Source organism: Bradyrhizobium daqingense (genome assembly GCF_021044685.1).
GTDB classification, from domain to species: Bacteria; Pseudomonadota; Alphaproteobacteria; order Rhizobiales; family Xanthobacteraceae; genus Bradyrhizobium; species Bradyrhizobium daqingense.
Map to the genome: position 1 here is coordinate 3,510,754 of NZ_CP088014.1, position 12,808 is coordinate 3,523,561.

10 protein-coding genes and 2 pseudogenes are annotated in these 12,808 nt (G+C 64.6%); 9 read left to right on the forward strand and 3 right to left on the reverse strand.

The window, feature by feature from the left end; all coding sequences use genetic code 11:
* Nucleotides 1-12: 12 nt before the first annotated feature.
* Nucleotides 13-630: a DsrE family protein gene (locus LPJ38_RS16785; protein WP_145628207.1), complete on the forward strand. Its 618-nt coding sequence runs from the start codon at nucleotides 13-15 to the stop codon at nucleotides 628-630.
* Between the two features lie 117 nt (nucleotides 631-747).
* On the opposite strand, the gene LPJ38_RS38300 is transcribed toward LPJ38_RS16785, so the two are convergent.
* Entirely contained in the window at nucleotides 748-993 is a 246-nt protein-coding gene (locus LPJ38_RS38300) for an SDR family oxidoreductase (protein ID WP_145628205.1), read from the reverse strand.
* Between the two features lie 38 nt (nucleotides 994-1,031).
* On the opposite strand from LPJ38_RS38300, the gene LPJ38_RS16795 reads away from it, so the two are divergent.
* The 4 genes and pseudogenes from LPJ38_RS16795 to LPJ38_RS38120 all read left to right on the forward strand — a co-directional run bounded on the left by LPJ38_RS16795 (nucleotide 1,032) and on the right by LPJ38_RS38120 (nucleotide 4,475).
* Nucleotides 1,032-1,802 carry a methyltransferase domain-containing protein gene (locus LPJ38_RS16795; RefSeq protein ID WP_145628204.1) on the forward strand — a complete coding sequence of 257 codons (771 nt, stop codon included), beginning with the start codon at nucleotides 1,032-1,034 and terminating at the stop codon, nucleotides 1,800-1,802.
* Between the two features lie 208 nt (nucleotides 1,803-2,010).
* A pseudogene (locus tag LPJ38_RS16800) lies at nucleotides 2,011-2,330 on the forward strand (C4-dicarboxylate ABC transporter); the annotation flags it as partial.
* Between the two features lie 366 nt (nucleotides 2,331-2,696).
* A pseudogene (locus tag LPJ38_RS38115) lies at nucleotides 2,697-2,927 on the forward strand (TRAP transporter small permease); the annotation flags it as partial.
* A gap of 306 nt (nucleotides 2,928-3,233) precedes the next feature.
* Nucleotides 3,234-4,475, forward strand: a complete 1,242-nt coding sequence (locus LPJ38_RS38120) for a TRAP transporter large permease (protein ID WP_430640294.1) — start codon at nucleotides 3,234-3,236, stop codon at nucleotides 4,473-4,475.
* A gap of 206 nt (nucleotides 4,476-4,681) precedes the next feature.
* Here LPJ38_RS38120 and LPJ38_RS16815 read toward each other — a convergent pair whose 3' ends face one another.
* Nucleotides 4,682-5,752, reverse strand: a complete 1,071-nt coding sequence (locus LPJ38_RS16815; protein ID WP_145628201.1) for a glycosyltransferase family 4 protein — start codon at nucleotides 5,750-5,752, stop codon at nucleotides 4,682-4,684.
* Between the two features lie 273 nt (nucleotides 5,753-6,025).
* On the opposite strand from LPJ38_RS16815, the gene LPJ38_RS16820 reads away from it, so the two are divergent.
* The 4 genes from LPJ38_RS16820 to LPJ38_RS16835 all read left to right on the forward strand — a co-directional run bounded on the left by LPJ38_RS16820 (nucleotide 6,026) and on the right by LPJ38_RS16835 (nucleotide 12,042).
* Nucleotides 6,026-7,789, forward strand: a complete 1,764-nt coding sequence (locus LPJ38_RS16820; protein WP_145628200.1) for an ABC transporter ATP-binding protein — start codon at nucleotides 6,026-6,028, stop codon at nucleotides 7,787-7,789.
* A gap of 159 nt (nucleotides 7,790-7,948) precedes the next feature.
* Nucleotides 7,949-10,153, forward strand: a complete 2,205-nt coding sequence (locus LPJ38_RS16825; RefSeq protein ID WP_145628199.1) for an amylo-alpha-1,6-glucosidase — start codon at nucleotides 7,949-7,951, stop codon at nucleotides 10,151-10,153.
* 18 nt (nucleotides 10,154-10,171) lie between these two features.
* The gene (locus LPJ38_RS16830; RefSeq protein ID WP_167520207.1) at nucleotides 10,172-10,705 is read left to right on the forward strand and encodes a PRC-barrel domain-containing protein; all 534 of its coding nucleotides are present in this window, start codon (nucleotides 10,172-10,174) and stop codon (nucleotides 10,703-10,705) included.
* A gap of 23 nt (nucleotides 10,706-10,728) precedes the next feature.
* Complete coding sequence (locus LPJ38_RS16835) at nucleotides 10,729-12,042, forward strand: MFS transporter (protein ID WP_145628198.1); 1,314 nt, start codon at nucleotides 10,729-10,731, stop codon at nucleotides 12,040-12,042.
* Nucleotides 12,043-12,076: 34 nt separating this feature from the next.
* On the opposite strand, the gene LPJ38_RS16840 is transcribed toward LPJ38_RS16835, so the two are convergent.
* Complete coding sequence (locus tag LPJ38_RS16840) at nucleotides 12,077-12,775, reverse strand: helix-turn-helix domain-containing protein (RefSeq protein WP_145628196.1); 699 nt, start codon at nucleotides 12,773-12,775, stop codon at nucleotides 12,077-12,079.
* Nucleotides 12,776-12,808: the final 33 nt, after the last annotated feature.

A 12,808-nucleotide genomic window follows, 5' to 3' on the forward strand; every position in this document is an offset into this window, starting at 1 on the left:
GGGAGAGACAAGATGATCAAGCAAAAGTCGGCGATAGCAGTCGTCAGCGGCGTGGCGATGCTGATTCTGGTCGGACCAAACGCGCTGGCGCAGCAGGGCAACCAGTTGTTCCCGCAGGCGAGCGAGAAAAGTCAAACCAGCAGCCAGAAGCATTCCGCTAGACCGAAGCAGACGATCAAGCCGGCGCAGAAGCACACGAGCAAGCAGGACCTTGCGAGCAGGGCGGCGATGGCTCAGGCGACGAACCCGGGGATCGCCAAGAAGCCGCATCAGCTGGTACTGCAGGTCAATTCCAACGAGCCGGCGATGATGAACCTCGCGCTCAACAATGCCACCAACGTCGCCCAATATTACCGCGATCTCGGTGAGCCGGTGTCGATCGAGGTCGTCACCTTTGGCCCTGGCCTTCACATGCTGCGCGAAGACACGTCGCCGGTGAAGCCGCGCATCGAGGTGCTGGCGATGAGCAATCCCGAAATTTCCTTCAAGGCCTGCGGCAACACCCAAGACAACATGCGCAAGGCCGAGAACAAGGACATCAACCTGATCGCCCAGGCGACGGTGGTCAAGTCCGGGGTCGTCCGCGTCATGGAGCTGCAGGAACAGGGCTGGAGCTACGTCAAGCCGTGAGGCCCGCGGCAAGGCGGCCGCAGGATGCCTCTGTCAGACCATGTCGCGTTCCTGCAGCAGAAAGCCGGACGTCATGTTCGTCCGGCAAACCGGTCGTGCATGCGCTTCATGGGCTGCTCAGATCAGGAGGCGGCGCCTGGAATTGATCCGCCGCAAGCCCCCGTCCACCGGGATCATCGTGCCCGTGATGTAGCGCGCCATCGGTGAGGCCAGGAACACCGCGAGAGCGGCGAGGTCCTCGGACTCGACCAATAGCGGACCGGGGATTCTCTCACACGCTCTCTTGTTTGTTTTTGATTGTGATTCGTTTCCTGCCCTCCTGCCGGGGTGAATTGCCCGACCAGGACGAGCAGTGGTAACCATGAGCCCTGGTGAAAACACGAAAAGAATAGGCGAGGGTGATGGTCTGGGATCCGCAGCAATACCTGAAGTTCTCCGGCCACCGGCTGCGGCCCGCCGTCGACCTCTTGATGCGCATTCCGGATTTCGCGCCCCGGGCGATCGCCGATCTCGGGGCGGGCGCCGGCAACGTGACGAAGCTGATCAAGGAGCGCTGGCCGGTTGCGAGCGTCACCGGCGTCGAGGGCTCGGCCGAGATGGTCGCGGCAGGGCGCAAGGCGGCGCCCGATGTCGAATGGTCGCATCAAGACCTCGGCCATTGGAGTCCCGCGAAGTCCCATGACCTGATCTATTCAAATGCCGCACTGCACTGGCTGCCCAATCACGCGGCACTGTTTCCGTCGGTGATGAGGAAGGTCACGCCTGGCGGCATGCTCGCGGTGCAGATGCCGCGCAACTTCACGGCGCCCTCGCATGTGCTGATCGGCGAGACCGCGCTGGACGGTCCCTGGCGCTCCAGGGTCGAGCACCTCGTCACCCCGCCGCCGGTCGAAGGGCCCGCCTTCTATCATGACCTCCTCGCGCCGCTGTCGCAGAATATCGACATCTGGGAGACCGAGTATCTTCAGGTGCTCGAAGGCGAGAACCCCGTGAAGGAGTGGACCAAGGGGACCTGGCTGACGCGCTATCTCGATGTTCTGCAGGGCGACGAGAAGGCCGCCTTCGAAGCGGACTATGGGCAACGGGTCACAAAGGCCTATCCGAAGAATGCCGCGGGGCAGACGCTGTTTCCGTTCCGCCGCCTCTTCATGGTCGCTCAGCGCAAAGGCTGATGGCCCTGCCGCAATGCGACATGGATGCTATTCCCTTGGATGAGCGCGCTGCCGGGTTGCGCATCCGGCGGGCGTCAAGTTAGCTTGGCTGCGGCAAGCTGGGCTGAGGTCTGGTTCTCCGGGTGGGTGACTAGCTGCCACCAAAGTCCGCGTGACTGGACGGCAAAACAAGAAGAACCCGGTTCAAAGGTTGTTGGGAGGTACCTTCATGCGCAAGCTGCTGCTCCTTGCGGTCGCCGCCACGGCTGTTCTCCTCGCTCCTATCGCCCAGGCCCAGAGCCCCATCGTCTTCAAGTTCGGTCATGTCGTGGCGAACGACACCCCGAGGGGCAAGGGCGCGCTGAAATTCAAGGAACTCGCCGAGGAATACACCGCCGGTGGGGTCAAGGTCGAAGTCTACCTCAATTCCACGCTCTACAAGGAGGAGGAGATTGAGGCGCCCTGGCTGTTCGGGGACGAGATCTGTTCCAACGCGATGAAGGGCACACGGCCAAGGGTATCAACGGCGGCCTCGCTCATTGGGACAACGAGATGAACTGACGGCCGCGCCCTAAGGAGAACAATACCAACGGTCGGGGGTGATCGCACTCCCGGCCGTTTCGCTCTTAAACGGACAGGCCAAATGCTGGGGGGACGAACTTGCTGCGTGCGCTGAACCGGGTGCTCAATCATCTCGAGGAATGGCTGATCGCGACGATGATCGCGGCGGCGACGTCGCTGATCTTCGTCGCGGTGCTGCACCGTTACGGCGCCGGCCTCTCCATCGACATCGCCAAATGGGCGGAGGCTCGCAACCTGGCCTTCCTTGCCGTGCCCGCGCGCGCGGCGTTCGTCTGGCTCGCCGCGCTCGACCTGTCCTGGGCGCAGGAGCTCTGCATCTACATGTTCATCTGGATGGCGAAGTTCGGCGCCGCCTATGGCGTGCGCACCGGCATCCATGTCGGCGTCGACGTGCTCGTCAACATCCTGCCCGGCGGATCGCGCCGCCGCGTCATCACCTTCGGTCTTCTGTGCGGCGCGCTCTTCACCGCCATCGTGGGCTATTTCGGGGCCGCCTTCGTCAGCCAGATGTGGTTGACCGGCCAGCAATCCAACGATCTCGAAGCGCCGATGTGGATGGTGTATCTCACCATCCCGCTCGGCTCCGCCTTGATGTGCTTCCGCTTCCTGCAGGTGGCCTGGTCGTTCCACCGCACCGGCGAGCTGCCGCATCACGACATGGCCGGCGTCGAAGGCGTCGAGGCGGATCCGGTGCATCCGGCGCCGGTCACGCCCACCCAGGTGGTGCGGGACGAGCGCAGCCCGCTCGGCTGGATCCTGATGCTGCTGCCGGTGCTGATCGTCGCGCTGTGCTTTGCGCATGCGGGCCACGTCATCACGCTGCCGCATGGCCTGCGCGTCCTCATCGTGTTCGCCCTTCTGATCTCCCTGATGCTGACGGGCATGCCGATCTCGATCGCGCTGGGCCTGACCGTGCTCAGCTTCATGTTCACGCTGACCGACGTGCGGACGGAATCGGTGGCGCTGAAGCTGTTCACCGGCATCGAGAATTTCGAGATCATGGCGATCCCGTTCTTCATCCTCGCCGGCAACTTCCTGACCCATGGCGGCGTGGCGCGCCGCATGATCGCGTTCGCAACCTCGCTGGTCGGCCATTGGTATGGCGGTCTCGCGCTGTCCGGCGTGGTGGCCTGCGCGCTGTTCGCGGCGATTTCCGGCTCCTCGCCGGCGACCGTCGTGGCGATCGGGTCGGTGATCCTGCCGGCAATGGTGGCGCAAGGGTTTCCGAAGCGGTTCGGCGCGGGCGTGATCACGACGTCGGGCTCGCTCGGGATCCTGATTCCGCCGTCGATCCCGATGGTGCTCTACGCCGTCTCCACCAACAGCTCGGTGGGCAAGCTGTTCATCGCCGGCATCGTGCCGGGGCTTGCGCTCGCCACGCTGCTCGGCATGACGACGTTCTATCGGGCCTGGCGCAACGACTATCCGCGGATGCCGAAGGCGACGCTGTACGAGCGCTTCGATGCGTTCCGCAAATCGATCTGGGGCATCCTCTTGATCGTCATCGTGATCGGCGGCATCTACAGCGGCCTGTTCACGCCGACGGAGGCGGCCGCCGTCAGCGCGGTCTACGCCTTCTTTGTCGCGGTGTTCATCTACAAGGATCTCAAGCTGCGCGACGTGCCGCGGGTGCTGCTGTCATCGGCGAACCTGTCGGCGATGCTGCTCTACATCATCACCAACGCGGTGCTGTTCTCGTTCCTGATGACCTATGAAAACGTGCCGCAGGCGCTGGCGCAATGGATGATCGACCAGGGCCTGGGGTGGATCGGCTTCCTGCTGCTCGTCAATCTCTTGCTGCTGCTGGCGGGCAACGTGATGGAGCCGTCCTCGATCATCCTGATCATGGCGCCGATCCTGTTTCCGGTCGCGGTCAAGCTCGGCATCGACCCCATCCATTTCGGCATCCTGATGACGGTCAACATGGAGGTCGGGCTGTGTCATCCCCCCGTCGGCCTCAACCTCTACGTCGCCTCGGGCATCGCCAAGATGGGTATCACCGAGCTCACGGTGGCAGTGTGGCCGTGGCTGTTGACGATGCTGGGATTCCTGGTGGTCGTGACGTATTGGCCCGGCCTGTCGTTGTGGCTGCCAAGGCTGCTCGGGATGTAATTGCTTAAGCCTCACCCCTGTGGAAGAGGGTGGCTCGCCGCGTAGAGGGGTTCTCTCCGCGTGCGACTTTCAATGCCGAGAAAATTCCAGATGCGGACACAACCGCTCACTTGAGGGAGTATGCCCCTCCATTGTCGCAGCCCTCTCCCACAAGGGAGAGGGCACTATATTCGCCAGCGATGGACGCAAGCGGCGTTTGTGAAGCGTTACTCCGCGCTGCTCACCAGCTTGATCCGCGGCGCTTGCGCCTCGGTCAGGCTGCGATAGGCGGCGAGATAGTCGAGCGCCATTCGCCGTGCCGTGAAGCGCGTCTCGAACTGCTTGCGGATCGCAGAGCGGTCGAGCTGCGGAAGACGGTTCACCACGCCGGCCGCGCTGATGACGTCCTCGACGACGAAGCCGGTCAAGCCCTCGTCGATGATCTCCGGCACCGAGCCGCGGTTGAAGGCGACCACCGGCGTTCCGCAGGCCATGGCTTCGATCATCACCAGGCCAAACGGCTCCGGCCAGTCGATCGGCAGCAACAGGCCGAGCGCTCCACTGAGGAAGTCCGACTTCTCGTGATCGCCGATCTCGCCGATGAACTCGACCAGCGGATTGTTCTCGATCATCGGCCGGATCAGCTCGTCATAGTAATCCTGGTCGGCACGATCCACCTTGGCCGCGATCTTCAGCGGAATGCCGCAATGCGTCGCGATCTTGATGGCGCGGTCGACGCCCTTCTCGGGGGCGATGCGGCCGAGCACGGCGAGATATTCCTGTTTCGCCGGCTTGGGCGTCAAAAGGTTCTCGGGAAGACCGTGATAGATCGTCGTCACCCAGTTCGCCTGCGGCACCGGCCGCCGCTGCGCATTGGAGATCGAGATGACGGGCATCTTGGAGAACGTGTTGAAGACCGGCTGATGCTCGGGCAGGTCGAGCCGGCCGTGTAGCGTGGTCACGAACGGCGTCGGCTGCCGGTGGAACAGCGACCACGGATAATAATCGAGATGGAAGTGGAGAAAGTCGAACTCCTCGTCGTCACATTTTTGCCGCACGCGCTCCAGCAGCACCATGTGGAGGGCGTTGGGATCGCGTACGGAACCGTCGAGGCGCAGCGCCCGCGGCCATAATGCATCCAGCTTGGCCGACGTCTGCGAGTCGCCGCTGGCGAACAATGTCACGTCGTGCCCCAGGGCCACCAACTCCTCCGTCAACCAGTGCACCACCCGCTCGGTGCCGCCATACAGCTTGGGTGGAACAGCCTCCGTCAACGGAGCTACCTGCGCGATGCGCATCTCACCATCTCCTTTGCGATCATGAATGTTGAAACCCCCGCCAGTACGGCACCGGCATGCCAGACAAGGGAACGTTCCCGCAGTTGCGAAGTTCCTTCTCCCAAGCGTTACTTATTGGACACGTTCGCGGACCGTCTCGATGCTGCCATTACATCTTCTCAGATCGTCCGCATCCGCATGTCGTGATCGCCGGGTCCGGGAACCCGGACGAGCAGGTCGATGTTCAGTCGATCAGTAACAAAGCCAAAATCAGCATAACGGGGCGATAGCCATATGGATCATCTTTCTGGATACGCGCGCAGGCCATTTGCCTTTGTCTTGCGCTATCTTCGGATGCGCATGGCGTCGCATCTGGTGATCCTGGCGGCGGTCGTTGGCGCGGTTGCCTGCTCCGTAGGCACTCAATACGGGGTCAAATCCCTCGTCGACGCCTTGTCTGCGGGTCCGTCGTATGGCGGTGGCGTATGGCTGGCATTCATTCTGCTCATGTCGCTGATCGCCGCCGACAATTTTCTATGGCGGATCGCCAGCTGGACAGCGAGCTTCACCTTCGTCCGGGTCACGGGTGATTTACGGCGTGACATATTTCGTCATCTGACCGGACACGCGCCGAGTTATTTCTCCGACCGCATGCCGGGCATGCTGACGAGCCGCATCACGGCGACGTCGAACGCGGTGTTCACGGTCGAGAACATGTTCGTCTGGAATGTGTTGCCGCCCTGCATCGCCACAATTGCGGCAATCGCGCTGATCGGAACCGTCAGTCCTTACATGGCGCTCGGCCTGATCGTGATCGCGGGCGGCATGGTGATCGCGATGTTCCGCCTCGCCGCCGCCGGCAAGCCGCTTCACGACGATTTCGCCGACAAGGCCGCCGCGGTGGACGGCGAGATGATCGATGTCATCAGCAACATGCCGCTGGTCCGTGCGTTCTGCGGGATCGGCCACGAGCATGAGCGGTTCGACGCGACGGTGAACCGGGAGCTCACCGCGCGAAGCCGCAGCCTGCGCTATCTGGAGAAGCTGCGGCTGTTGCACGCCGCCATCACCGTGCTTTTGACGATCGCGCTGATGGCCTGGGCGATCACGCTCTGGCAGAAGGGGCAGGCGACGACCGGCGACGTCGTCCTGGTCTGTACGCTCGGCATTTCCATCCTGAGCGCGACGCGCGATCTCGCGGTGGCGCTCGTTGACGTCACCCAGCACGTCGCGCGGCTGACCGAGGCGATTGCCACGCTGCTGGTGCCGCACGAACTGCGCGATCACCCGGAGGCGGAGCCTCTGGTCAAGACCGGCGCCGCCATCACATATAACAACGTCACCTTCGGCTATCCCGGCGGCGACAAGATCTTCGAACGCTTCAGCCTGCGCCTGCAGCCCGGCCAGCGTGTCGGTCTGGTCGGCCAGTCCGGCGGTGGCAAGTCGACGCTGTTCACGCTGCTGCAGCGCTTCTACGACACCGACGAGGGCAGCATCACCATCGACGGCCAGGACATCTCGAAGGTCACGCAGCAGAGCCTGCGCGAGGCGATCTCCGTCGTGCCGCAGGACATCTCCCTGTTTCATCGCTCGATCCGCGAGAACATCCGCTACGGCCGACCGAACGCGACCGACGACGAGGTGCTGCGCGCGGCGATCGCGGCGCGCTGCGATTTCATCGACAGCCTGCCCGAAGGCCTCGACACCATGGTCGGCGACCGCGGCGTCAAGATGTCGGGCGGCCAGCGCCAGCGCATCGCGATCGCGCGCGCCTTCCTGAAGGACGCACCGATCCTGCTGCTGGACGAGGCCACCGCGGCGCTCGACAGCGAGTCCGAAGAGGCGATCCGCGAGGCGCTGTCGCGCCTGATGCGCGGCCGCACCGTGATCGCGATCGCGCACCGCCTGGCGACACTACGCAATTTCGACCGCGTGGTGGTGCTGAAGCATGGTAAGATCATCGAGGACGGCCCGCCTGATCGTTTGATGCAGGGACACGGACCCTATCGCGAGCTGGTGACGCAGGAAATGAGCCGGCTCGCACAAGCCGCCGCGTAAGCCGTAAAGCATGATCCGGAAGAAATGTGCGGCGGTTTTCCGAAAGGATCATGCTCAAACAAAAACCTAGAGCGCGATGACGATTCATCCTGATTTCATCGCGCTTTAGAGTCGCGTTCGAGTCGGTCGCGTTTCGAAACAAGCGCAGGGGAGCTGCTCATGTCGGCCGAAGCCGTAACCCAGATCATTTCCGTGTCGCAGACGGTGGAAGCCGTCGCGGAGCAGACGTTCTACATTCCGATGACGGGGCCCGCCGCGCGGCCGCGGCGGTCTCTCAAGCACGACGACACTTTCATCGTGCTCGACAGCCATGGCGATATCGGCGCCTCGGCGGGCGGGCCGGACGGCCTGTTCCACCACGACACGCGTTATCTGGCGCGGCTGGAACTCGTGCTCGACGATCTCCAGCCGCTGCTGCTCGGCTCGAACCTGCGTGACGACAATTCGGCGTTGACGGTCGATCTCACCAATCCCGATATCTACCGTCAGGGCCGCCTCGTATTCCAGAAGGATCTGCTGCACATCGTGCGCACGATCTTCCTGTGGCGCGGCAGCGCCTATCAGCGCATCGGCGTGCAGAACCATGGCGACGCGCGTGCCAGTTTCGAGCTGACACTGCTGTTCGACAACGACTTCGCGGATCTGTTCGAGGTCCGCGGCGAGCGGCGGCCGCGGCGCGGAACCGGCACGAGCAAGCTGCTCGGGCCGACCGACGTGCTGTTCGAGTATCGCGGCCTCGACGACAGCGAGCGCACCACCGGCCTGCATTTCGATCCGCGCCCGACGCGGCTGTCGGTCAATGCCGCGACCTGGCAGCTCGAACTCGATCCGCACGAGGCCAAATCGCTGTTCGTCGCCGTCTCCTGCAACCGGCCGGTGGCTGAAAAGCCGGCGCGGTTCTTTCCGGGTCTGCTGGCCCATCGCCGCGAGATGCGGCGGCACGCGGTGGGCGCGGCGAGCATCGAGACCTCCAACAACATCTTCAACGAGGTGCTGTGCCAGGCCATGGCCGACCTCAACATGCTGACGACGGAGACGCCGCAGGGACGCTATCCCTATGCCGGCATTCCCTGGTACTCGACCACGTTCGGCCGCGACGGCCTGATCACCGCGTTGCAGATGCTCTGGGTCGATCCGCGCGTCGCCAAGGGCGTGCTGCGGCGTCTCGCGCATTTCCAGGCCAAGGCGGTCGATCCGCTCGCCGACGCTGAGCCCGGAAAGATCCTGCACGAGATGCGCGGCGGCGAGATGGCGGCGCTCGGCGAGGTGCCGTTCTCGCAATATTACGGCAGTGTCGATTCGACCGCGTTGTTCGTGCTGCTCGCGGGCAGTTATTTCGAGCGCACCGGCGACGAGGATACGTTGATCGAGCTGTGGCCGGCGATCGAGGCGGGGCTCGCCTGGATCGATGGTCCCGGCGATCCCGACCAGGACGGCTTCGTCGAATACCAGCGCGCGACGGAGAAGGGGCTCGCCAACCAGGGCTGGAAGGATTCCTACGACGCGATCTTCCATGCCGACGGCAAGCTTGCGGAAGGCAACATCGCGCTCGCCGAAGTGCAGGGCTACGTCTACGCCGCCAAGCAACTCGCCGCGCGTTGCGCGCTGCGGCTCGGCAAGCCGGACCGGGTGCGCAAGCTCGAGGCCGACGCCAAGGCGTTGGCTGAGCGCTTCGAGAAGGCGTTCTGGTGCGAGGAGCTCGGCACCTATGCGCTCGCCCTCGACGGCAAGAAGCGCCCCTGCAAGGTGCGGACCTCGAATGCCGGCCAGGTACTGTTCAGCGGCATGATCCGCGAGGACCGCGCCCGTCTCGTGGCCGCCGATCTGATGCGGCCGCATTTCTTCTCGGGATGGGGCATCCGCACCGTCGCGCAAGGCGAGGTGCGCTACAACCCGATGTCCTATCACGACGGGTCGATCTGGCCGCACGACAACGCGCTGATCGCGCTCGGGCTCGCCCGCTACGGCCTCAAGCACTCGGTGGCGCACGTCTTCAAGGGGCTGTTCGACGCGGCGACCTACATGGATCTGCGCCGGCTGCCCGAATTGTTCTGCGGCTTCCGGCGCGAGAAGCGGCGCGGCCCGACGCTCTATCCGGTCGCCTGCGCGCCGCAGGCCTGGGCCAGCGCGACGCCGTTCACGCTGCTGGAGGCGGCGCTCGGCATCGAGTTCGACGTGGCACGCGGCGAGATTCGGCTGCGAAATCCGCATCTGCCCGCGTTCCTGAACGAGGTGATCCTGCGCGATCTCAGGCTCGGCGAATCCAGCGTCGACTTACGCGTCAGCCGCCACGGCGACGACGTGGCGCTGGAAGTGTTGCGCACGCGCGGCCAGATCCAGGTCTCGATCGTGCTGGCGCGCTAGCGGCGCGAGGAGGGGTTCATGCGTACCGCCAGATGGTTTGTACTGAGCATGGCGATCGTCGCGGGATTGACGGTCGCCGTATCGCGCGCGGCGGAGGAACCGTCCGCCGCGCCACCCGCGCCCCCGAGCGAAGCAAACGCACCGGCAACGGTGCAACCGCCGGCCCCGACCGTTCCGGTCACTCCCAAGGACGCCGCGCCGCCCCCGTCCGTGACCATCATCGGCGCGAGCGAGGCGCATGGCGTGCTCGGCCGTGACGTGCGCAGCGCCGCCGGCGAGGATATGGGCCGCATCGTCGACGTCGTCGTCGATCGCACCGGCCACGTACGCGCCGCTGCGATCGATTTCGGCGGCTTTCTCGGCGTCGGCAGCCGCAAGATCGTAGTGGACTGGAACGCGCTGCGTTTCGGCAAGATCGCCAACAAGAAGGACAGCATCACGCTGGAATTGACCAAGGCGCAGGTCGCGGCCGCGCCGGAATACAAGGAGGACACGCCGATCGTGGTGCTCGGCGCGTCAGGCAGCCTTCAACCGCTGCAAGCAATCCAGTGAGGTGCCGGGAGGGCTGACCGCCTGTGCTGTTGTCGAGGAAGCCGAAACACGCAGATCGCGACGGCGGCGTCGAAAAGGACAACGTGGCCGCGCCACCGGCCGCCGGCCTTCCGGCGCCCTCGCGCCAGAGCCAGCGCGGTCTCGACTGGTTCATTTTCTTCCTGGCCGACGTGCAGACCGGATTTGGTCCCTTCATTGCGGTTTATCTCACGACGCAGAAATGGACCCAGGTCGAGATCGGCTTCGTGCTGTCGATCGGCGGCATCGTCGCCCTTATCGGCCAGATACCCGGCGGCGCCATCATCGATGCGGCGAAATCGGAACGGCTGGTCGCAGCCCTTGCGATCGCGACCATCGGCTGCTGCGCGCTGGCCTATGCGGCGATGCCGATCTTCCCCGTCGTGGTGACCGCGGCCACCCTGCATGCGATGGCGAGCTGCGTGCTGGGTCCGGCGATCGCGGCCATTAGCCTCGGCCTCGTCGGTCCGCTCGCGATCGGCGAACGTCTCGGCCGCAACGCGCGGTTTGCCTCACTCGGCAACGGCGTCGCTGCGGCAGTGATGGGCACAGCCGGCTACCTGCTCTCCAGCCGCTCGGTGTTCCTGGTCACCTTCCTGCTCGTGATCCCGACGCTGATCGCGCTCTCGCGCATCCGCGAGCATGAGATCGACATCGCACGCTCTCACGGCGAGATGCCGCGCGAATCGGCGGACCGCGGCGACACCAACATCTGGCACCTGATCCGGCAGCGTCCGCTCATCGTCTTCGCGCTCAGCGTGCTCATGTTGCAGCTCGCGAATGCCGCGATGATGCCGCTGATGGCAAGCGCGGTGACGGCGCGGTCCGCCCAGTGGGCGACGGTGCTCGTCGCCTTCTGCATCGTCGTTCCGCAGGCGATCGTGGCGCTGCTGTCGCCGACGGTCGGGCGCAAGGCGCAGCTCTGGGGCCGGCGGCCGCTGCTGCTGATCGGCTTCGCTGCGCTGGCGATTCGCGGCCTGTTGTTCGCGATCGTGCGCGATCCCTATCTCCTGGTGCTCGTGCAAGTGTTCGACGGCATTACCGCGGCGGTCTTCGCGGTGATGATCCCGCTGATCGTCGCCGACGTCGCCTTCGGTAGCGGGCATTTCAACCTGGCGCAGGGCATCGTCGGCACCGCAACGGGCATCGGCGCGTCGTTGAGTACCGTGCTTGGCGGCTATGTCAGCGACAAGTTCGGCAATGCCACCGCGTTCATCGGACTGTCCGCCGTTGCCGCGGCGGGACTCCTGCTCATCTTCTTCGTGATGCCGGAGACACGGCGCACGGGCCTGGCCGCCACGAAAGAAACGGCCGGCTGAACCAATTCAGCCGGCCAAAGTGGGTCGTCGGACATCAGGGGTCGAGATTGTGCAGGCGTTGGCGGTTGCGCAGCACGATCTGGCGGGCACCGGAGAAGCCCAGGATGCCCTCGGTGTGAAGCTGCGACAGCGCGCGTGACACGGTCTCGAGAGTAAGGCCGAGATAGTCGCCGATGTCGCGGCGGCACATCGGCAGCGCCATCATGCCGGCGACGGCGAGGCGGCGATCCATTTCGAGCAGGAAGGTCGCAACGCGCTCCATCGCGGTCTTGCGGCCCAGCAGCAGCATGTGGTCTTCGGCGTGGCGGAGCTCGGAAGCCGTCATGGCCCAGAGCTTGCGGGCGACCTGGACGTCGACGCCGGCGGCCTTCTCGAGGCTGGCGCGCTTCACGAGACGCACGGTGGTGTCGATGATGGCTTCGGCGGCGAGGCGGTGGGTAGCGCCGGATTCGAGGCCGAACACGTCGCCGGGAAGATGGAAGGCGCCGATCTGGCGGCGGCCGTCGGAGAGGAGCTTGTAGCTGCGCACTGCGCCTGTGATGACCTGGTAGACATATTCGGCCGGCTCGTCCTCACCGTAGATTTCCTCGTCCTTGCGATAGGAGAACTCCGTGGCGACGAGGCCGACATGGCCGGTGATCGCGCCGAACTGGTCAGTCACGGGATGGGCAGGGGCAATCTTGCCGCGAACTTGCGTGTTGATCGCCTGGGTGTTGATCGTCTGGGTCAGCATCGCGCCATCTCCGTTGTGATGACGCTTTCGTAC